At 54.1% G+C, this 21,649-nt stretch carries 17 protein-coding genes; 12 read left to right on the top strand and 5 right to left on the bottom strand.

The window, feature by feature from the left end:
- Positions 1 to 153 precede the first annotated feature (153 nt).
- From ACZ5PT_RS06965 to ACZ5PT_RS06930, 8 genes are all read left to right on the top strand, one after another.
- Positions 154 to 717 carry a helix-turn-helix domain-containing protein gene (locus ACZ5PT_RS06965; RefSeq protein ID WP_464266088.1) on the top strand — a complete coding sequence of 188 codons (564 nt, stop codon included), beginning with the start codon at positions 154 to 156 and terminating at the stop codon, positions 715 to 717.
- Positions 718 to 843: 126 nt separating this feature from the next.
- Positions 844 to 2,982 (top strand): methylmalonyl-CoA mutase, encoded by a 2,139-nt coding sequence (gene scpA, locus ACZ5PT_RS06960; protein WP_464266087.1) that lies wholly within the window; start codon positions 844 to 846, stop codon positions 2,980 to 2,982.
- Positions 2,983 to 3,109: 127 nt separating this feature from the next.
- Positions 3,110 to 4,090: a methylmalonyl Co-A mutase-associated GTPase MeaB gene (meaB, locus tag ACZ5PT_RS06955; RefSeq protein ID WP_464266086.1), complete on the top strand. Its 981-nt coding sequence runs from the start codon at positions 3,110 to 3,112 to the stop codon at positions 4,088 to 4,090.
- A 50-nt stretch (positions 4,091 to 4,140) separates the two neighbouring features.
- On the top strand, positions 4,141 to 4,545 hold the full coding sequence (gene mce, locus ACZ5PT_RS06950; RefSeq protein WP_464266085.1) for a methylmalonyl-CoA epimerase: 405 nt from the start codon (positions 4,141 to 4,143) through the stop codon (positions 4,543 to 4,545).
- A gap of 174 nt (positions 4,546 to 4,719) precedes the next feature.
- Positions 4,720 to 5,220 (top strand): TlpA family protein disulfide reductase, encoded by a 501-nt coding sequence (locus tag ACZ5PT_RS06945; protein WP_464266084.1) that lies wholly within the window; start codon positions 4,720 to 4,722, stop codon positions 5,218 to 5,220.
- A gap of 268 nt (positions 5,221 to 5,488) precedes the next feature.
- Positions 5,489 to 5,617 carry a hypothetical protein gene (locus tag ACZ5PT_RS06940; RefSeq protein ID WP_464266083.1) on the top strand — a complete coding sequence of 43 codons (129 nt, stop codon included), beginning with the start codon at positions 5,489 to 5,491 and terminating at the stop codon, positions 5,615 to 5,617.
- A 72-nt stretch (positions 5,618 to 5,689) separates the two neighbouring features.
- Positions 5,690 to 6,907 carry a porin gene (locus tag ACZ5PT_RS06935; protein WP_464266082.1) on the top strand — a complete coding sequence of 406 codons (1,218 nt, stop codon included), beginning with the start codon at positions 5,690 to 5,692 and terminating at the stop codon, positions 6,905 to 6,907.
- A gap of 154 nt (positions 6,908 to 7,061) precedes the next feature.
- Positions 7,062 to 8,786: an FG-GAP repeat domain-containing protein gene (locus tag ACZ5PT_RS06930; RefSeq protein WP_464266081.1), complete on the top strand. Its 1,725-nt coding sequence runs from the start codon at positions 7,062 to 7,064 to the stop codon at positions 8,784 to 8,786.
- A 657-nt stretch (positions 8,787 to 9,443) separates the two neighbouring features.
- Here ACZ5PT_RS06930 and ACZ5PT_RS06925 read toward each other — a convergent pair.
- Positions 9,444 to 9,587: a hypothetical protein gene (locus tag ACZ5PT_RS06925; RefSeq protein WP_464266080.1), complete on the bottom strand. Its 144-nt coding sequence runs from the start codon at positions 9,585 to 9,587 to the stop codon at positions 9,444 to 9,446.
- A gap of 192 nt (positions 9,588 to 9,779) precedes the next feature.
- Between ACZ5PT_RS06925 and ACZ5PT_RS06920 the strand changes: the two genes are divergently transcribed.
- Positions 9,780 to 11,534, top strand: a complete 1,755-nt coding sequence (locus ACZ5PT_RS06920; protein WP_464266079.1) for an ATP-binding cassette domain-containing protein — start codon at positions 9,780 to 9,782, stop codon at positions 11,532 to 11,534.
- A gap of 108 nt (positions 11,535 to 11,642) precedes the next feature.
- Here the strand turns inward: ACZ5PT_RS06920 and ACZ5PT_RS06915 are convergent, their stop codons facing one another.
- From ACZ5PT_RS06915 to ACZ5PT_RS06900, 4 genes are all read right to left on the bottom strand, one after another.
- Positions 11,643 to 12,902, bottom strand: coding sequence for a (Fe-S)-binding protein (locus ACZ5PT_RS06915; RefSeq protein ID WP_464266078.1), 1,260 nt, complete (start codon positions 12,900 to 12,902; stop codon positions 11,643 to 11,645).
- A 77-nt stretch (positions 12,903 to 12,979) separates the two neighbouring features.
- Positions 12,980 to 14,365, bottom strand: a complete 1,386-nt coding sequence (locus tag ACZ5PT_RS06910; RefSeq protein WP_464266077.1) for an FAD-binding oxidoreductase — start codon at positions 14,363 to 14,365, stop codon at positions 12,980 to 12,982.
- A 129-nt stretch (positions 14,366 to 14,494) separates the two neighbouring features.
- On the bottom strand, positions 14,495 to 16,054 hold the full coding sequence (locus tag ACZ5PT_RS06905; RefSeq protein WP_464266076.1) for a sensor domain-containing diguanylate cyclase: 1,560 nt from the start codon (positions 16,052 to 16,054) through the stop codon (positions 14,495 to 14,497).
- Between the two features lie 7 nt (positions 16,055 to 16,061).
- Complete coding sequence (locus ACZ5PT_RS06900) at positions 16,062 to 17,339, bottom strand: nickel-dependent lactate racemase family protein (protein WP_464266075.1); 1,278 nt, start codon at positions 17,337 to 17,339, stop codon at positions 16,062 to 16,064.
- A gap of 163 nt (positions 17,340 to 17,502) precedes the next feature.
- On the opposite strand from ACZ5PT_RS06900, the gene ACZ5PT_RS06895 reads away from it, so the two are divergent.
- The 3 genes from ACZ5PT_RS06895 to ACZ5PT_RS06885 all read left to right on the top strand — a co-directional run bounded on the left by ACZ5PT_RS06895 (position 17,503) and on the right by ACZ5PT_RS06885 (position 21,635).
- Complete coding sequence (locus tag ACZ5PT_RS06895) at positions 17,503 to 18,567, top strand: branched-chain amino acid aminotransferase (protein WP_464266074.1); 1,065 nt, start codon at positions 17,503 to 17,505, stop codon at positions 18,565 to 18,567.
- A gap of 330 nt (positions 18,568 to 18,897) precedes the next feature.
- A complete protein-coding gene (locus ACZ5PT_RS06890) occupies positions 18,898 to 20,004 on the top strand; it encodes a class II glutamine amidotransferase (RefSeq protein ID WP_464266073.1) in 1,107 nt (368 codons plus the stop codon).
- Positions 19,992 to 21,635, top strand: coding sequence for a glutamate synthase-related protein (locus ACZ5PT_RS06885; protein WP_464266072.1), 1,644 nt, complete (start codon positions 19,992 to 19,994; stop codon positions 21,633 to 21,635). The genes ACZ5PT_RS06890 and ACZ5PT_RS06885 overlap by 13 nt, the downstream gene beginning before the upstream one ends.
- Positions 21,636 to 21,649: the final 14 nt, after the last annotated feature.

The raw sequence follows: 21,649 nt of genomic DNA, 5'->3' as shown, positions 1-21,649 counted from the left end.
GACAGTTAATGCAATTTTAACGACAATGAAATCCGTTCATTATGGCTAAATCTTTTTACCGGCAATAAATATTAGTATTGACATTTTCTACCACGTTCGCTATACGGACAGGAGATAAAACCCTTTTCTATTTCTGCATGGCAAATAAATACTATGATTGAATTTGATATTGGCAAAAAAATAAAGGCTTTGCGCAAGGAAAGAAAACTGACCTTGCAAGATGTTGCCACCGAAACCGGTTTCTCCCCTGCGCTCATCTCGCAGATTGAGAATAACAATGTCTCTCCACCAATCGCAACCCTTTCTAAGATCGCGCGATTTTTCGATGTGAAAATGAGCTTCTTCTTCGAGGAGGGCGAAGGGGCCACCCGTTACGAAATTGTCCGCAAAGACGACCGGCGCATCGTCAGTCGTGTCATTTCCAAAGACGGGACCGGGCATGGCTATACCTACGAGACCCTCTCCTATCGCAAAAAAAATAAAAAAATGGAGCCCTTCCTGCTCACCGTCAACGAACGGGCGCAAGAAGAAACCCTCTATAATCATGAAGGGGAAGAGTTTCTGCTGATTCTCAGTGGCAGCGCCGAACTGATTCTGGACGATGAACGTTTTATGCTGGAAGCTGGTGACGCCGCCTACTTTGACTCGACCGTTAAGCACCGCCTACTATCAAAAGACGGCGCAACAGTCCAAGTTCTTGCAGTGGTCACCCGCTAACCCCGAGAACTCCCCGACAACGACCCCGATATAACTTAAATCGCCTTGAACTAGAGCGAAAACGCAGCTTCAGCGACTGAAAGCAACTATCAAGCACAACAAAAACAGTAACGAAGGGACCAGCTTATGAGCAGCTTTGAAAAGAAGACCATCGCCGACTGGGAGACCCAGGCGAAGAAGGAGAAAAAGACCGACGACCTCTCCAACTTCAAATGGGACACCGCCGAAGGGATTACCGTCAAGCCACTCTACACCGCAGCCGACACTGCCGACCTGGAAACGGCCGACACCCTGCCCGGTCTGGCCCCCTTTGTCCGTGGCCCAATGGCAACCATGTACGCTGGCCGCCCCTGGACGGTACGCCAGTACGCCGGATTTTCTACTGCCGAAGAATCGAATGCCTTCTACAAGCGCAACCTGGCTGCTGGCCAACAAGGGCTTTCGGTCGCCTTCGATCTGGCCACCCACCGTGGCTACGATTCGGACCATCCCCGGGTGGAAGGTGACGTCGGTAAGGCCGGAGTCGCCATCGACTCGGTTGAGGACATGAAAATCCTCTTTGGCGACATCCCCCTCGACAAGGTCTCCGTGTCGATGACCATGAACGGTGCGGTCCTGCCGATCCTCGCCAACTACATCGTTGCCGCCGAAGAACAGGGCGTCAGCGAAGATAAGTTGGCCGGAACCATCCAGAACGACATCCTCAAAGAGTTCATGGTTCGCAACACCTATATCTACCCGCCAGCCCCCTCGATGCGCATTATCGGTGATATCATCGAGTACACTAGCCAGAAGATGCCGAAATTCAACTCCATTTCGATTTCCGGCTACCACATCCAGGAAGCTGGCGCCAACAACGCCCTGGAGCTGGCCTTCACCCTGGCTGACGGCCTGGAATATGTGCGCGCCGCCATCGATAAAGGCCTGGACGTCGATTCCTTCGCGCCGCGCCTGTCGTTTTTCTTCGCCATCGGCATGAACTTCTTCATGGAAGCCTCCAAGCTGCGCGCCGCCCGTTTCCTCTGGGCCAAGCTGATGAAGCAGTTCAATCCGCAGAATCCGAAATCCTCAATGCTGCGCACCCACTGCCAGACTTCCGGTTGGTCGCTGACCGAGCAGGACCCATACAACAACGTCATTCGCACCACCATGGAAGCGATGGCAGCCGTACTCGGCGGCACTCAGTCGCTGCACACCAACGCCCTGGACGAAGCGATCGCCCTGCCGACCGATCACAGTGCGCGGATTGCCCGTAACACTCAGTTGGTCATTCAGGAAGAATCGGGCATCTGCAACGTTGTCGATCCTCTCGGCGGCTCCTACTATGTTGAGTCTTTAACCAACTCGCTGATCGAAGAAGCCAGCAAAATCATTGACGAGATCAACGACCTCGGCGGCATGACCAAAGCGATCGAATCGGGCATGCCGAAATTGCGCATCGAAGAATCGGCCGCCAAGAAGCAGGCCGCCATCGATTCCGGCCGCGACGTTATTGTCGGTGTCAATAAGTATCAACTGGCCGAAGAAGATCCCATTGAGGTTCTCGACGTCGATAACGCAGCAGTGCGCCTGTCGCAAATTGCCCGTCTTGAAAAAATGCGTAGCGAGCGTGACACTGCCGCCTGCCAGCAGGCCCTTGACGCCATCACCGCAGCCTGCGAAAGTGGTCAGGAAAACCTGCTCGACCTCAGCGTCAAGGCCGCCCGCTTGCGCGCCTCGGTCGGTGAAATTTCCGATGCCATGGAAAAAGTCTACGGCCGTCACAAAGCCGAAATCAGATTGGTCTCGGGTGCTTACGGATCGATTGTGGAAGCAGATAAAAACTTCACTGAGTTGCAAGAACGCGTCGAGACCTTCGCCGCAAAAGAGGGGCGCCGGCCACGAATTCTGGTCGCCAAGATGGGCCAGGACGGTCACGATCGCGGCGCCAAAGTGGTCGCCACCGCCTACGCCGATGTCGGTTTCGACGTTGACGTCGGACCTCTCTTCCAAACCCCGGAAGAGGCCGCCAAGATGGCGGTCGAAAACGATGTCCATGTGGTTGGTGTCTCCAGTCTTGCGGCTGGCCACAAGACCCTGGTGCCACAGCTGGTCGCTGAACTGAAAAAACTCGGTGCTGATGACATCGTCGTCGTTTGCGGCGGCGTCATTCCACGTCAGGACTATGATGCCCTGTTTGCCGCAGGTGCCGCCAGAATCTTCGGACCCGGCACGCCGATCACCGTCTCAGCCAACCAGACGCTGGATGCGATCGAAGGGAAGTAAAAACACTTAAATCATCTCGCACAGAGCCACAGAGGCACGGAGTAAAAGCAATAAATTCATTGTTTTCTTCGTGTCTTTGTGGCTTGAGTGAGCGAAAGCGAACGGGTGCGAGCTCAAGGTCAAGAATTTGCCAAATATCGATATACTTTCCAGCGGCGTCCGCTCCGGTAATATCCGCTCTCTCGCCAAAGCGATCACCCTGATCGAAAGCCGCAACCTCGATCACGCAAAAGATGCGGCTGAGCTGCTCGACAGCTTGCTGCCCGATTCCGGCAACTCGATCCGCGTCGGCATCTCCGGAGTCCCCGGGGTCGGCAAAAGCACCTTTATCGAAGCGCTCGGCATGCACCTGATTGAGGCAGGGCACAAAGTCGCCATCCTCGCCGTCGACCCAACCTCGCAACTCTCCGGCGGCTCGATTCTCGGCGACAAAACCCGCATGGAAGAGCTCTCCCGCGAAAAACATGCCTTCATCCGCCCCTCACCCTCCAGCGGAACACTTGGCGGCGTGGCGCGCAAAACCCGCGAGACCATGCTGCTCTGCGAGGCCGCCGGCTACGATGTCATCATTGTTGAAACGGTCGGCGTCGGCCAATCGGAAGTGACCGTCGCCTCGATGGTTGATTTCTTTTTGCTGCTGCAACTGCCGAATGCCGGTGACGAACTACAGGGGATCAAAAAAGGTGTGATGGAGATCGCCGACGCCATCCTGGTCAATAAAGCCGAAGGCGACAACCGCCCCAAAGCCGAACTGGCCCGCCAGCAGTACGCCAATTCCCTGCACCTGCTAAAGCCGAAAAGCGCCAACTGGCAAGTTCCGGCGCTGCTCTGCAGTGCCCTGCACAATCAGGGAATTACGGAAATCTGGCAGACCATTGTCGAATTTGCCGACACAATGAAGCAGCACGATGAGTTTGAAACCAAGCGCCGCCTGCAGGCCAACGACTGGATGTGGTCACTGGTGATGGAAGAACTCAAGGATCTGTTCATGCGCAACAAGAACGTTGCCGCCCTTCTCGAGCAAGTCCAAACCGGGGTCAACCAGGGGATCACCACCCCGGGAGTGGCAGCCCGTCGACTGATAGACACGTTCAGACGCAGCCACTAAATCAACCGCAGTATAAACAGTTACAAAACAGCTGGCAGGAGATCAGAAATATGACCGAAAAAATCAACCACATCGGCATCGCGGTAAAGAATCTGGAAGCGGCCATTCCGCTCTATCGCGACCAACTCGGCATGGAGTTCGAGGGCAGCGAAGAAGTCTCCGAGCAAAAAGTGCGGGTCGCCTTTTTAAAGATCGGCGACAGTCGCATCGAATTACTGGAACCGACATCGCCCGATTCTCCGGTTGCCAAATTTCTGGAAAAGAACGGCGAGGGGATTCATCACATGGCCTATGAAGTTAAGGACATAGAAGCTGCCCTTGCCGAACTGAAGCAAAAAGGGGTACGCTTAATAGATGAGACGCCCCGCAACGGCGCTCACGGCAGCCGGATTGCTTTTTTGCATCCGAAGTCAACAGGTGGCATACTCACTGAAATTTGCCAATCAGCGCACTGATTCAGAACGCTGTTATGCTCGGCAAGGGCGCTGCCAGTGGCTACTTAAGCAGATTGTACTTTTTTCCATTGACTTTAGTCTGCAGAAAATTATACTCGGTTCTAATTTGAAGCACAGACGCGGAAGTTAAGGCGCTGCCAAATTGGCAACCGGGTCCACAATGGAGATGGGCCGATGACCAAAACACTGCTAGCAATTCTTTTGCTCTTCGCCGCGACAGCGCTACTGCCACTACCAGCACAGGCCCTGCTGCAAAAGGGCAAGCCGCTCCCCGAAATAACCGGCGAGACCATCGACGGAGAGCAGTTTGCCCTCAGCAGCCTCAAGGGCACGCCGTTCATCCTTAAGCTTGGGACAACCTGGTGTGGCACCTGCGGCATGCAGTCAAAAGCGATCAACGAACTACAGGACTTTCTAAACGAGAACCAGATCCAGTTTGTCGAGGTTTTCATTCAAGAGAGCGCAAAAAAGGTCCGCAAATATTTTGACAAAAAAGGTTTTCAACTGCCCGACACCATCATCCTGGATAATGGCGAGATCACCAAGCAACTTAACGTATATGGTATTCCCAGGATCATACTGATTGACAAAAACCACCAAGTTTACCGCGACGGTGAAACCATCTCGAAGCGCAACCTGAAGAAAAAACTGGAACAAATGCTGACAGTTGATTAGGATGTTACCGCGCTGCGCTCTGTGGTAAAGAACCAACAGTCCCCTGTTGCAGTAAAGCTACAAAACACTAATACGCGTACAAAGAAAATGAGACCAGCCCAATAAACAAGCACCATTTTTATCGCCAGAACAGCCAGTTACAAAAAATAAAAACCTGTTAAATATTTTGGCATTGTTGCTGCATATTTTGAAATTGTATTTTCAGTCCCGTGGCGAATTAGCCGCACTGACTGAAATGATGATTGTGACCATCTACGGAGGCTCCTGCATGAAGAAGTTCGTCGCCCTTTCTCTCGCCACCCTACTAATTATCAGTCTGACTGCTTGTGCCGGCGCCGGCAAAGCGGACGTGCGGGTTAAATGCCCCGCCTGTGGCTACGAATTTGAGCCGTCCTAAATAATCAACAGCAACTTAATCACTGCCGAATGGTTCGGCAATTCCACAATCCCTTTTAGGAGGAAACACCCAATGAGCAGATTCACGAAAATCATGGTCGCCCTGCTGGCGATCACCCTGATTGCTGCCCCGGCTTTCGCCGAGGACCGCCTCTCACTTTCCGGTTCCTTTGACATGTACGGCCTGTACACCAACAACGTTGATCTTGACGATGCTGCCCAAGATTCTGAGTCCTTGTTCGACCAGCGTTTCCGTATCGGCGGCACCATCGCCGTTGCTGAAGGCGTCGCTATCAAATTCCGTGCCGACATTGCCGAAGGCAACTTCGGTGATGGCGCCGATGCTGGCAACAACGCATGGAACTTTGACGATGCCTACGTCCAGTTTGACACCGACATGGCCACCATCAAAGGCGGCATGCACTACCTGTCCCTGGGTAAAGGAATTGCTTTCGAAGATCGCGCTTCCGGCTTCTCCCTCACCACTAAAGGCGCCGCGCCGGTCATGATCGGCTATCACAAAGAAACTGAAGACGCAGAAGGCACCTACAACGACAGCACCGACGACATCGAAGTCTACCTGCTGCAAGCTTCCCACAAGACCGACCTGTACAGTGGCAAGGTATTCGCTGCTTACGAGAACAATGAGTCCGTTATTGACATGAACCAGTACGTGGTTGGTTTTTCCGCTGACTTCGATCTCGGCGCCGCCTTCCTGACCGGTGAATTCAACTACTTCGGTGGTGATGCCGGTGCCGGCGTCGACGCTAAGGGTCTGCAACTGTTCCTCGACGCTTCTGCTCCAGTATCCGAATCCTTCACCGTTGGCGCTATGTTCCTGTACGCCAAAGGCTACGCAGATGCTGACGAAGATCAGCTGACCCACATCAGCGACCGCAATGCTGGCTGGGCACCGCAAGAATTCGGCGCAAACAGCACCGACTTCGGCTTCATCGCCAACATCTTTGATTACGCTGGCGATGTTGCTGCCAACGCAGGCGTTACTGGCGCTACCACAGATGGCGCTAATGCCGGTATCATTGCTGGTGCCCTCTACGCATCAGCCAAGGTCTCTGACGACCTGACCCTGACCGGTAACGTCATGTACGCTACCCCAGAAGAAGACGAGAACCTGGGTGGCACTGATTTCGACACCACTTTCGTTACCCTGGGTTCACAGTACGCCCTGTTCGCCAACACCACCCTCAACTCCTCCCTCCACTACATGGACGTTGCTGACGGTGATGATCCGACTATCGGCGCCATCACCTACCTGTCGGTCAAGTTCTAATACTCGACTCACAGCTAGATCTAAAAAGCCCGCTGCGCATGCAGCGGGCTTTTTTATTTTCAGCGCCTGTTCGGCCTTTTCATTTTTGTTGAAAATCGCTAAGATACCGTTCGGAAATTGTTCTGACATACCCACCAACAGGATAGGGCTGATTATGAGATCGTTCGCCACACTTATTCTTTTACTGCTTCTGCTGCTCCCAGTTATCGCCGCCGCGGAAATCCCCAAGGGAATGGTAACTGACTTTGCTCCCCTGAACGGCTATATCATTATGCCGATCGGCGATGAATTTTTGGTCGACCTGGATGCCTCTGCCAGCCTGCAAGAAGGCGACATCCTCACCCTGGTCATGCCGGGCGAAAAAGTTATTCATCCGGTCACCAAGGAGGTCCTCGGCAGCCTTGACACCCCTAGAGGCTTTCTCCAGGTCATCCGCATTAAATCGGGCTATTCCTACGCCAAACTGCTTTATTCCGACAGCCCACCGGAAAAAGGCGACCAGATCAAACGCTTTGAACAGGTTCCGGCATTCTTCAGTGCGACCCCGAGCAACAATAAACTATTTACTGATCTTAAAACCGGTTTACCGCAACTTGACTGGCTGGACGAGGCCAACGCTGCCCAAGCGCTGGTTAGTTTCAATTTGAACAACAACATCTTAACGGTTAAGAATTCGAACGGGACAATACTGAGAAGCTACCAACTCTCCAATGACGAGTGGATCGCGACACAGCCGACGCTGACGAGGCCAACTGTTTTCAGGGTTGATGAAGATCCAAGCAAAAGCAGGAGTCCGCTGAATAAAACCGTCAACAGCCTTATCAACTCCGTTGGCCTGGGATCATCGAAAGCCATGGTCGGTGGGCCAGGAATTGTCCGTAACCAGCAAACCGCGCAGAACCAGGGAGTCTGGATGTCCCCGAACCTGCAAGGCAGCCCGGTCGGAATCAGCGTTGCCGATCTGGATAATGACGGGCAGCAGGAGACGGCCATCGCCATGAAAAACCTAGTGTTGATCAACCAGATCAGCCAGGGCGAATTGAACGAAGAAGCGATTATCGAACTGCCCGTCGGGACGAAACTGCTCAGTATCGACAGTTTTGATCTGGACGGTAACGGAACCCCTGAAATCTACCTGACGGCAACCAGAGATCACAAACTGACATCTATGGTGATTGAATACCTGGATGCGAGCTACCAGATCAGCATCAAAAACGTTCCCTGGTTCCTGCGGGTCGCAGAACTTCCCGGCAAAGGCCAGCGACTGATCGGTCAGAGAACCGGCGACCACGACCGTCCCTTTTACGGCTCTCCTTTTCAAGTACAGAAGAACGGCAACACCCTGCAAGAAGGGGAAAGTATCTCTCTGCCGCTGCATGTCACCCCCTTCAGTTTTCTTCCACTGCCCGGGGATACCGGGGAGCAACTTATCGCCTATGTTACCAAAGGTGACTACCTAAAGGTTGTCAGCTCAACCGGGGACGAATTTTGGGAATCCGGGGACTATTACGGCGGATCTGAAACCAGCTTTTACAATACTCCCCCGAATGACGAGACAGATATAATCAGCCCGATCTACATTCAAAAAAGGATTATAAGCGGCCCTTCCGGAGAAATCCTAGTTGCCCAAAACGATGGGCTGCGGTCCCTGGAGCGCTTCCGCATGTTTAAAGACAGCCGCATCATCGCTTTGACCTGGAATGGCTTTGCCCTGCAAGAAAGCTGGCGTACTTCCGGTCAAAATGGCTACTTAGCTGATTTCTCCCTGGCCGACGCTGATAACGATGGGAGCGACGAACTGGTCATGGCCGTAAAGTTCAAGCACAAAAGTTTATTACAGGATCCCCGATCGGCCATAGTGATCTATGAACTGCATTAAAGCTAAAACGTGTTACTGAGAAGTTCGCACCTAAGCACCTTGACTCAATCGTGCCAAGCAAAAAGCCGTATCAACAATGCACTCAGCCTGCCGACAAAGTCCTCGCCTCCGGGCGTGGACTTTGTCGTTTTTCTGGGTTAATTTCATGTGAGATGTTCGCAGGTAAAGGGAACACGACAACAGGTAAAGACCGTCACTAGGCCTGCTTGATAAGAGTATCGACAAAAGGTCGTCACCGTAAAACCAAAGAAGGAAAAGCCCTCTACAAACGGCGCAAAGAAACCATCGACCGCAGCGTTGCTGAGGAGAAACAGCTCCAAGGACATCGCGCTATGTCCAGATGCGCGGATTGCTCTGTGCACAATGAGCTGTGTTTGCTGTCGGCCAACTGTCAAAAAACAAACTATTGCGTCGCTGTTGGACAATTCAGAGGGGAAGAACAAATAAAAGGCTCTGCACGAGCATTTTGGATGCTGTTCAGACGCAATATTGAGTTTATGGGACTTAGCTACCGATACATTTGGGCATGACGTTCTGAATCCTCTAGGCTGCCCGCAAAAAGAACAAAACAAAGCCCCACACTCGAAAATGTGGGACTTGTGGTAAACTGTACGCATCGACGATGCGTACTTTTTTCTTCCTAAAGTATGAGTTAGATCAAGTCTTATGCTGAGTATCGAACTCATAGCCACAGGAAGGACACTTAATCTTGATACTCTCGCCGCCCATGGTGCTTCCGGCACAGGCCATTAAGCTGAGAGCAAACGCCGAAATAATGGCCCAATAAACTAGTTTTTTCATATCTTCCTCCGTTACGGTTTTGTACCCTCGCTGGGCTGCAACAACTACTATCGGAAGTCTCTCTTCACTTCAGATTAGCATAGACCGATATCTTTACAAACCGACTGGCATTATTTTTAATTAATTCTACAGCTATAAGCTTTCACAACTTTGTGCAGAGAAATATTCAAAAGTATGCTATGACATTTCGCCATGAGTCTCATCAGCCTAAATAATCTATCCCTCGCCTTCGGCGGCCCAAAACTGCTTAACGCTGCCAACCTGCAAATTGAACAGGGCGACCGCGTTTGTCTGCTCGGCCGTAACGGTGCCGGAAAATCCTCGCTACTGCGGATCATCAATGGCGATCTGCCCACCGATGAGGGAGAAATTCTCCGCAGCCAAGGGACCAAAACCGCCTTAGTGCCACAAGAGTTTCCCAATGATTGGTCAGGTCCGATCCGTGACTATCTGCAACAGAGCAACCCGGACCCGGTCACCCTTGAACAGGTCATCAGCCAATTGGAGCTGGATGCCGAGGCGAAAATAGAGTCCCTTTCCGGCGGCATAAAGCGCCGCGTGCTGCTGGCCGCAGCCCTGAGCCACGATCCCGATCTGCTGCTGCTCGACGAGCCGACCAACCACCTGGATATCGCCGCCATCCAATGGCTGGAAGATTTTCTGCTGCGCTTGCGCAAAACGCTGATCTTTATCAGTCACGACCGCACATTCATCGCCAAACTGGCAACCCGCGTGGTTGAGGTCGATCGCGGTCGGCTACAAGACTATCGCTGTAGCTATACGCAGTTTCTGCAGCGCCGCGAAGACGTCCTAAACGCTGAAGACAAGGCCTGGGCGCGCTTTGATCAAAAACTGGCGGAAGAAGAAATCTGGATTCGTAAAGGGATCAAAGCGCGGCGCACGCGCAATATGGGCCGGGTTCGTGATCTGCAAAAGCTGCGCGAAGACCGCAGCCAACGCCGCGACCGAACCGGTCAGGTCAAACTGCAACTGGAAACCGGCCAGCGAAGCGGCCAGATGGTGGTCGAAGCCGAACAGGTCTGCTTTGCCTATGCGGATAAAACCATCATCAGCAACCTCGACCTGCGCCTTATGCGCGGTGACCGCATCGGCCTGATCGGACCCAATGGCAGCGGAAAAACCACGCTACTCAAGCTGCTGACCGAAGAATTGCAGCCAACCGACGGGAAACTGCGCCTTGGCACCAATCTACAGATCGCTTACTTCGACCAGCTGCGTGATCAACTGGATGAAGACCGCACCGTCAAACAGAATATCGCCGACGATCACGATCAGGTCCTGATCAATGGCCAATCGCGCCACATCTACGGCTACCTGCAGGATTTCCTTTTCACCCCCGACCGCGCCCGCACCCCGGTCAAGGTTCTGTCCGGCGGCGAAAAAAACCGCCTGTTATTGGCCAAACTATTTACCCGCCCGGCCAACCTGCTGATTCTTGATGAGCCGACCAACGACCTGGACATGGAAACCCTCGATCTGTTGGAGGAACTGTTGCTCGACTATCCCGGCACCGTACTGCTGGTCAGTCACGACCGGAGCTTCCTCAACAACGTCGTCACCAGTTCTTTGATTTTTGACGGCAGCGGGGCCATCCAGGAGATCATTGGCGGCTACGACGATTGGCAGTTCCAACAGAAAGAAAAGATAACCACAGCCCAAAAGGAAAAGTCCAAACCAGCAGCCAAAAAAGAACGGGCACGGCGGTTAAACTTTAAGGAAAAACAGCTGCTGGTTGAGCTACCGAAGAAGATCGAAGAGCTGGAAACCGAACAGGCCGCGCTACACGAAACCATGGCCGATCCGAGTCTCTATCAGCAAGGGGATGGGGCAAAGATAACCGTGATGCAGGAGCGGTTGCAGGCGATCGAAACAGAGCTGCTACAGGCCTACCAACGCTGGGAAGAATTGGAACAGATCGCGGAATAACCTATTTTGTAGGAGCGACCCGCTGGGTCGCCCGCGTCCTGTCCCACAAATAATAAGGGCGAGCCATCGGCTCGCCCCTACGATATCATCTGTTACGGTCGTGTTTTTCTAATCCGGCAACGCCTCAACCAACAAATCCAGAATATGCAGCGCCCGCTGCTTGCCATCGGCATGATTGATACTGTCCTGCAACTGCATGATACAGCCGGGACAATCGGTCGCCACCAACTCAGCACCAGACTCGTCAATAAATCCGGCCTTTTTCGCACCGATCTTTTTACTGGTATCGTAATGATAAACTGAATAAGTCCCGCCCAGTCCACAACAGGTGCCGGCTGCTTCCATCTCAACAAACTCAACCTGCGGCAAGGCTTTAAGAATTTGCCGTGGCTGCTGAGTGATCCCGCGGGTGCGCAAGTGACAGGGGTCGTGATAGGTCACCCGCTGTCGCTTTTCGGCCTTCGGCAAGGCCTCAAGCTTGGCGGTTAAACCCTGCTCGACCAAAAAAACAAAGATGTCCTTGACCTTGCTCTGCAAATCGGCAAACTCCGCACCCATCTCCGGATAGATCTTGCCCAGTCCGGCGTTGCAAGACGCGCAGGCGGTGACGATCCAATCGTAGTTGTGGCGACCAAAAGAGGCGAGGTTCTTCTCCGCCAGACCTTCGACCGTCTCGGCAGCCCCGGCAGAAACCGCCGGCAATCCGCAACAAGCCTGATCCTTGGGAATAATGACACTGACACCGAGAAACTTCAGCGCTTTGAGCATCGCGTCACCGGTTTCGGGGTACATGTAGTTGATGCCGCAACCGGTAAAAAACAACACGGTCGGCTGACCTTTTTCCCCTTGAATAAATTCCGGGTGCCGCTCGCGAAACGGTTTGCCGGTTAATGGCGGCAGGGTCCGATCGGAACTGATGAAGGGCGCCGGGAAACGTAAGCGCAGGCCACTGTTCTCGGGAAGCTTTTTAAACAAGACACTGGACAGCGCTCCCCCCCCTTTGGCCAGAAGATTCATCAGCCCCTGGTTTTTCAGCACCGTTGCCACCCCTTTAGCAAAGGTCGACAAGCCTTTTTTCTTGGCGATTTCGCGCCGGGTCGCAGCAACAATCTCCTCGGTCGGCACCTTATTGGGGCATTGGGCGTAGCAACTACCGCAAAGCAGGCACTGGGACATATCGAGCAGGAAACGTTCCTCCATCTCGACATCACCCTTGAGCAACGCATCGGCGAGAGCTATTTTGCCACGCGCTACGCGCCCCTCATGCTTTTCGGCACCAAAGGCCGGGCAGTGGGCACGACAAGCGCCACACTTGACGCACTGGTCGATTTCTTCGCGGAAATCTTCGAGTTTTTTTAATTTTGCCATTGTTTATACCTGTGACGAGTAACAAGTGACGGGTGACGAGCTATTTTCCTTACTCGTCACTAGTCACCCGTCTCTCGTTACTTATCAGAAGGGAAAATCTTCCCCGGATTAAGGATATTGTTCGGATCGAGCGCCCGCTTGATGGTTTTCATGTAATCGATCGCCACATTGCTCAATTCCAGAGGAATATAGGCTGACTTCATGATACCTACACCGTGCTCGCCGCTCATCGTCCCACCCAACTCAAGCGCGCCCTTGAAGACCTCTTCGATGGCCAGGTCAGCCTTTTCCTGCTCGCCCGGCACCTTGCTGTCGATCATTATGTTGACGTGAATATTGCCGTCACCAGCGTGGCCAAAATTGACGATCGGAACATCATGCTTATCGGCAATGGCGTCGATCTTGCGGATCATTTCCGGCACCTTGGAACGTGGCACACAGATGTCTTCGTTGAACTTGTCAGGATTGACGTTACGCAGCGAGGCCGAAACCGAGCGGCGGATCTGCCACAGCGCTTCGCTTTCTTCCGCGGTTGCGGCAATACGGTTTTCAACCACGCCGAGGGGTTGAATAATGTCGACGATCTTGGCCACCTGCTTATCCAGAAATTCACGATCGCCATCAACCTCGATAATCAACACCGCCTGAGCGGCATCCGGTACCTGCAGGTCGGTCGACTGGCGGACACAAGCGATGGTTCGGCCGTCCATAAATTCCAGCGTGGTCGGGATGATCTTGTTGCCGATAATCGCCGAGACCGCCTTGGCCGCACCGTCGATGGAATCGAACAGCACCAGCATGGTCTTTTTCGCTTCCGGCAACGGCAACAGCTTGATGATGATCTTGGTGATCACCGCCAGAGTGCCCTCGCTGCCGCACATCAATTTGGTCAGGTCGTAACCGACCACGCCCTTCATCGTTGGGCCACCGGTCTTGATGATATCGCCGGTCGGTGTCACCACCTCGAGCCCTAAAATGTAATCCTTGGTGACGCCATACTTGACGCAGCGCGGACCACCGGCACACTCGGCGACATTGCCCCCGAGGGTGGAAAATTTCAGTGAGGCGGGATCGGGTGGATAGAACAGGCCGACTTTTTCCACCGCCTTCTGGAAATGCTCGGTCACCACTCCCGGTTCGACGGTCGCGACCAGGTTTTCCTCGTCGATCTCGAGGATCTTGTCGAGACGGGTGGTCACCAGAACAATGCCACCGGCGGTCGGCAAGCTGCCGCCGGTAAAGCCACTGCCGGCCCCACGCGGATAAACCGGAATTCTGGTCTCGTTAGCCAAGCGCATAATCCGACTGATTTCATCCGCGCTAGCGGGATGAACAACAACGTCGGGCATATATTGCCGCTGGGTGGCATCATAGGAATAACAGATCAGGTCAGCTTGGTCGGTAGAAACATACTTCTTGCCGACAATCTGCTGCAACTTGGCGATAAACTCTGTGTTCAGCATCGGTCTCAACCTTGGGCAAAAATAAGCAATGAGAAGGCACGGAGATGACCACAAAGGGAGATTCTCCGTGCCTGGGAATTCAAATTTGATTTTCGGAAAAGCTATTATTCAATAAATGACTGAAAAAGTCTACTTTGGCCGACCAAACCAGCCGCTTTTTTCGACATAAGGTTCGACCCGATTGCGGCCCTTCTTCTTGGCGCTGTAGAGCGCCTTATCGGCCCGCTCGATCAATTCAGACTTTTTCATCTGCGGCTTACCGTCCGTTTCAAAACCAGCGACGCCAAAACTACAGGTCACCCGATAATCATCATCAGCAAAAGTAAAATGGTGCTGCTCAATCGCCGCCCTGACCTTCTCCGCCACGATGAGTGCTTCTTCCAGGTCGGTTTCCGGCAACACAAAGACAAATTCCTCGCCGCCGTAGCGGGCGATCAGATCATATTCGCGAATCAATTCACTGCAGAGCGTGGCGACCTCGCGCAACACATAATCGCCGGCCTGATGTCCGTGAAAATCGTTGAATTTTTTAAAGGCATCGATATCAGCCAGAATCAAGCTTAAATCGGTCTCGCGACGCACCGAACGGCTAATTTCTTTATTGAGAGCTTCCTGAAAATAACGGTGATTGTAGATTTCCGTCAAGCCGTCAAGGTTGGCAATCCCCTCAAGGTAACTGTTTTTTTCCTCCAAATCAGAGGTCAGGGTTTCGAGCTTCAACTTGGCCTGGACCAACTCCCGGTTCATCTGCTCATAACTCATATTGAGCAGACTCAGCTCAATGTTTGCCTCCTGCAACAGCACCGGAATCGAAACCGTACCACCAATATTCAGACCGAAATACTCGGCGGCCCGGGCCACCTCGGTGTTGGCCTGTTCGAGGATTTCATCAATGGCCTGTGCTTTCAAGCCGAACATCTTCTGCGCCCGCTCGCGAAAAGGCACGTGGTAATCGATCGGCTTTCCCGAATACATAATATTAGAGAGCAGGCCGGCCAGATGTACGACGCGAATCTCGGTCAACATGTCACCATTCTGCGGCTGGTAGTTATCCGGGTTATGGTGGTAGAGGATCGGCACCGTCAGAGACTCGGGGAATTTCCATATCCGGGCCGCTTCGCAGCCGATATAGACATGGCTGGCCCCCAGCCGCTCCTCTTCCAGTTGCAGCAGTTTCAGCTCACTGCCGTTTGCCTCATGTAACAGCTGATCGTAGACCTCGCCAAAAGCACAGGCCAGAATCAGCTTGCCGAGATTCTGCAACAGGCTGACGGTGAACGCCTCTTCCGGGTCGCCATCGGAGACTTTCGCCATAATCAACTTAGAGGCAACCGCCGCCGCCAACGACTCTTCCCAGAAACGCTCGTAATCAAAACCCTTGCCATGCCTGGGGCGTTCCATATTCAAAAAAGAAAAAGACAGCACCAGGCTGCGCACCGCATTGGTGCCGAGAATCGCCACCGCCTGCTGAATGGTGCCGACCTCGTTGGGAAAATTGTAAAAGGAGGAATTAACCAGCTTGAGTACTTTGGTCGACAGGGAGACGTCCTGCGCAATCAACTTGGTAATATCGGTGATAGTGGTTTCTTCCTTGCCGGTAATATTGATCAGCTTGGAAGCGACGGTCGAAAGGGTCGGCAATGAGCCGGAATCGATCACCTGCTGGAGGACTTCTTCTTTGGTCGGCATAGCTATCCTAATCCTTCGCTGCAACTGTCGGCAAAACCATTCCCCCGTCTGGGATTACCACAACCCTCGGCTCGGCAGGCAGATCTGCCAGGGCCAACTCGATGGCAGACTGTAAATCCGCCGCTTTCGCCATCCCCATCCGTTTGGTCTGTTCAGCACTAAATTCACTGATCAGCAGCACCCGGAAACGGCGCGCCTTACTCAAGGTCGCATGGGCCGTTTGACCATTGATCTGGTAATTCGCCCGCAACGCCGTCTCAAACTCGGCGAGATCCTGATAACCGAACCAGTCGAAAAAGGTCGGGTGGCCGAACCCGTCGCGGCAAGCCGCAAGCAGAATGATCGTGCCCCCCTCGCGGACGGCACGACAGCCATAATCGAGCGCTTTTTGCGACTGAATAAAGTTTATATCTTTCGGCTCTCCCCCGCAGGAGATAATAGCTAAATCAGCCGCTGCTGTCAGCGTAACTTGAAACAAATCCCGAACCAGTTCACAACCGGCCAGGTGGGCCTGTTCCAAATCACCGCAATAGACCGCGAGCAGCTCTTTCTGCGGCGAGAGCACGGTGTTAAGTAAAAAATCGGGCGCGGCCAACCGAGCCGCCTGCAGCAGCGCTTGATGGACCGGGTTACCGTCCAAAGATCCCGTGGTCGCCATCGGCTGCTTGCCACCGATCTCGGGTGGATTAAACACCGTAAAGTGACTCTGCATACAGGTATCGCGGCCGGCGATCCCTGGCACCAAACCTTTGCGACCACCACCGAAACCGGCGAAATAGTGAAACCCGACCGTACCAGTGACGATCAGCCGATCGGCCTCCACCGCCCGGCGATTGAGCAGCACCGGCAAACCATTATCGGTCTGCCCCAGCGCAACCAGCTGCTCGGGATCATCGCAATCATGATCAAAAACGGCGATTCGACCATAAAGCGAACCGAGAATTTTCCGATGTTCATCGGCGCTCTGCTGACGATGAATCCCCAGAGCGATAAGAATACTGATCTGCTCGTCAGCCACACCGATCCGGTTCAACTCTGCAACCAGAATGGGCAGGTAAATTTCGCTGCCGGTGTAGCGGGTAATATCGGAGGTCACAATCACCACCGAATCCTGCGGCTGAACAAGCTGCTCAAGTGGTCGGCTGCCGATCGGCTGTTGCAATGCCTGGCGCACCAGCAACTTTGGGTCAGCAGCGGTCGACTGCTGCGCCAGCAGCCATTGCGGCACAAACGGCAACTCGCCGCGCTGTTGCTGCGAACCGTACTTTAGCTCAATCATGGTCATTTCAACCCCCTAGGCATCCGATTATACTAATTTTTATTTCGTCTTTGTGCAAGGTCAGGATGCAATTCTTGCGGTACAAAGGGAGATAATCTTGCAGCCGCAAGCGACCTTATGATAAGAAAGACAGTCAATCTTTACTCTTCCTCGATAGGAGGGATTTGCTATGAATTTGGAAATTCTGCCAGTCACCGCCCCGAAGCCACCCGTCACCGATGAAAACAGTCTGGTGTTCGGCAAACAGTTTACCGACCGGATGTTTGTCATGGAGTACGACACCGGTAAGGGCTGGCACTCGGCACGTATTCAACCCTACGGCCCATTCAGCATGGACCCGGCGGCGATGGTTCTGCACTATTCGCAGGAGATCTTCGAAGGACTCAAGGCCTTCCGTCGCAGTGACGGCTCGATTGCCATGTTTCGTCCAGCCGACAACGTCGCCCGTTTTAACCGCAGTGCGCAAAGAATGTGCATGCCGGAAGTCGATGAACAATTTTTCCTCAACTCGATGCTAGAACTGATCCGCCTCGAGTCCGATTGGGTCCCGCGCAGTGAAGGCACCAGCCTCTACATTCGGCCGACAATGATCGCGACCGAAGCGATGCTTGGTGTGCGGCCCGCCGACAAGTACCTTTGCTACGTGATTCTCAGCCCGGTCGGCGCCTACTACAAAGGCGGCCTCGCCCCGGTTAAAATCTGGATTTCCGATCACTACGTCCGCGCCGCCGATGGCGGCACCGGCGAAGCCAAGACCGGCGGCAACTACGCCGCGTCACTCTATGCCGCAAAAGAAGCCGCGCTTAAAGGCTACGATCAGGTTCTCTGGCTCGACGCCAAAGAGAAACGCTACGTCGAGGAAGTCGGCAGCATGAATATGCTGTTTCTCTACGACGGCAAGATTGTCACTTCGCCCCTGCGCGGCACGGTTTTAGATGGCATCACCCGCCGTTCGGCCCTGAGCCTGTTGCGAGGGATGGGCTACGAAATCGAAGAGCGCGCCATGAGTGTCGACGAGGTGATGGAAGGGGCGCAAAATGGCCGCCTCACCGAAGCCTTCGGCACCGGCACTGCTGTCGTTATTTCTTCGGTCGGCTCGTTCTGCTACCAGGACCAGTGCGTCCAACTGGGCAATGGCGAGCCGGGCGAATTAACCATGAAACTGTTTAATACCCTGACTGGAATCCAGTACGGGCGCCTGCCCGATCCCGACAACTGGATAACGACCCTGTAGAATAGATCGATATCAAAGGGATACCTGCTTCAGTCGGGTATCCCTTTGATATATCGTGTACTCAGTTAATCCATAAACATACTCACTTTAGCTATTTCACTAAACCCCATCTTTCGTCCAACAAAAACGCTCCCCGCTTAAATCCGCCTCCGCACAGAAAAAAACCGCGTATACGACTACTTAACTCAGCCCTGCAAAAGTGGCATGGAAAATGCTTAATGTAAATTAGCTAGTCTCAGCACCTCCGGGTATCACCAACCCATCCGGTCCCGAACCAGCCAAAGACAATCTTGAACAAGACATCACTTCTGCCAACAAGGAGTCGATACTATGTGTCGTATTGGAGCAATAAAAAGTCTCAACTACATTCATCCGAGCATGGCCCTGCAACTGATGCAGTCGCAGCAAAAAGGGCATGATAACTCGGGTTTCGCCATGGTCATGCAAAATCTTGGCGGCATCTTCGAGCCATATAAGCATCTGCCGACCCTGTCGATGGCCTGTACCGATGCGGGCATCAAGATCGCCGAGGACATCCTCCACGAGATCGGTTTTCAACGGGTCATGCAATGGGCGCCAGAGGTCAGCGATGAGCCGGGCCTCGACATCAACGCCATGCCGAACTACGTTTTTGAAACCTTCGACTACCCGCGCGCCTACCGCAAGGCGGAGAAAAAAGAGAAGGAAGAGCTGCTGCTCGACACCCGCTTGCGGCTGCGTGCCGCCCTGGAACCTTGCGAAGAGGGCTTCGCCTACTCCTTCTGGCCGGATGTCATTACTCTAAAAGAGATCGGCGACCCGCGTGATATCGGCACCTATTTCAACCTCTGGGAGCCCAATGACCGCTTTACCGCCAAGGTGATCACCGCCCAGTGCCGACAGAATACCAACTACGATATCGTCCGTTATGCCGCCCACCCCTTCCACCTGCAAGGCTACACGGCGCTGGCCAACGGCGAGAACACCTTCTACCTGAAGAACAAGGAATTCCAGCAGGGGCTGCACCGCGGCTACATCGGCTTCGAATCCGATTCGCAGTGTTTTCTTTACACCCTGCACTATGTCCACCGTGAACTCGGCTGGCCGCTGAATTACTTCAAACATGTGACTACCCCGCTGCCGTTTGCCGAAATTGAGCAACGCGACGATCAAAAACAACTGCTGGGAATCCGCCAGTCGTTGGCCCACCTGGAGATCAACGGTCCGAACACCATCATCGGCATGCTGCCGGACAACACCCTGTTTTCCTGCTGCGATGCGAAAAAGCTCCGCCCGGTGGTGATCGGCCGCGATGAGAACACCGTCGCCATCTCCTCAGAGGTCTGTGGCATCAATGAAATCCTCCCCGACCGCGATTGGGAAACCGATATCTACCCCAATGAACGCGAAGTTGTCGTCATCAACGACGAGTTGGAGGTCCAACGATGGAAACAATGAAACTGAACGATATCACCGCCAACGACCTCCCGTGGAAGATCAACTACGACGCCAACCGCTGCACCATGTGCGGTTCCTGCGTTGCCACCTGCACCTTCCGGGCGATCCTGCCGAAAGTCGAGCGGCGGCGGATGGTCTTTTCCGAAGGCAATTTCCCCGAACCAAAAGCACGTTTTTCCGCAGTGCCAGTGATTCGTCAGGCCAAGTCGATTCGCGATTACTGTCGCGGCTGCGGCATGTGTGAAAAGGTCTGCCCGAACGACGCCATCAAGCCGGAGCGCAACCTCGACACCCGTCACCCGATCCTGACCCGCTGTTTGGGCGGCGACTCGATCAAACGGGGCGGCCGCAAGAACCTCGAAGGCACCACCCGCACCCTGGACAAGATCCGCGTCGGCCGCATCTCACAGATGACCGACCCGAGCCTTGACGCCCAGCGCCACACCTTCGACCTGCTGGCTCCCTTCGGCCGGATACTGCCGCCGGAAAAGTTGCCCTTTACCCCGGATGTTGACCAGCAGTTGATCACCAACGCACTCACCCCACCGGTCAACTGGATCTACCCGGTGATTATCGGCGACATGTCGATCGGTGCGCTCTCCTGGCGGATGTGGGAAGGGGTTGCCATGGCGGCCGCCTACCTCAACGAGGAATGCGGCATGCCGGTGCGGATGTGTTCCGGTGAGGGCGGCGTTCCAGGACGACTCCTGAAAAGTAAGTACCTCAAATACATGATCCTGCAGATCGCTTCCGGCCACTTCGGCTGGAACCGGATCGCCAAGGCGATGCCACACATGGTCGAAGACCCAGCCGGCATCCTGATCAAAATCGGCCAGGGCGCCAAGCCGGGCGATGGCGGACTGCTGATGGCCAACAAGGTCGCTGCGCATATTCAGGAAATTCGCGGCGTCCCGAAGGCCGACCTGCTCAGCCCGCCGAACCACCAGGGCCTGTATTCCATCGAAGAGAGCGTGCAGAAGATGTTCCTCTCTTTTAACGCGGCGTTTAAATTTCGCGTGCCGGTCGCCATCAAGGTGGCCGCCTCAGCAACTTCGGTCAGCGTCTTCAACAACCTGGTGCGCGATCCGTACAATATCGTCGGCGGTTTCTTCCTCGACGGTATCGACGGCGGCACCGGTGCCGCCCACGAAGTCAGCCTCGACCACACCGGTCACCCGATCGTCAGCAAGCTGCGCGATTGTTACCTGGCAGCGGTCACCCAAGGCCGTCAAGGACAGATCCCCTTGTGGGCCGCTGGCGGATTAGGCAAAACCGGCGATCTGGCGGCAGATGCCTTTAAAATGATGTGCCTCGGCGCCAACGGCGTCTTCACCGGCAAGCTGATTCTGCAGATGGCTGGCTGTATCGGCAACGACATGGGCCGCTGCAATGCCTGCAACACGGGTCTCTGTCCGGCAGGAATTACCACCCAGGAGCCACAACTAGTCCGCCGCCTCGATCCGGAAAAAGTGGCGCAGAATATCGTCAACTACTACCTGGCAATGGATCAGGAGTTCAAGAAGCTGATGGCCCCCATCGGCAACTCCTCCCTCCCCGTAGGCCGCTCCGATGCGCTGGTCTCCACCGATCGCGCCGTCGCCGAACGCCTGCAGATCCAGCACGTTTGTTAAGGAGGATTGAAAAT

The sequence above is a fragment of the Desulfuromusa ferrireducens genome (assembly GCF_055389805.1).
This window is presented reverse-complemented; position numbering and strand designations above follow the sequence as displayed.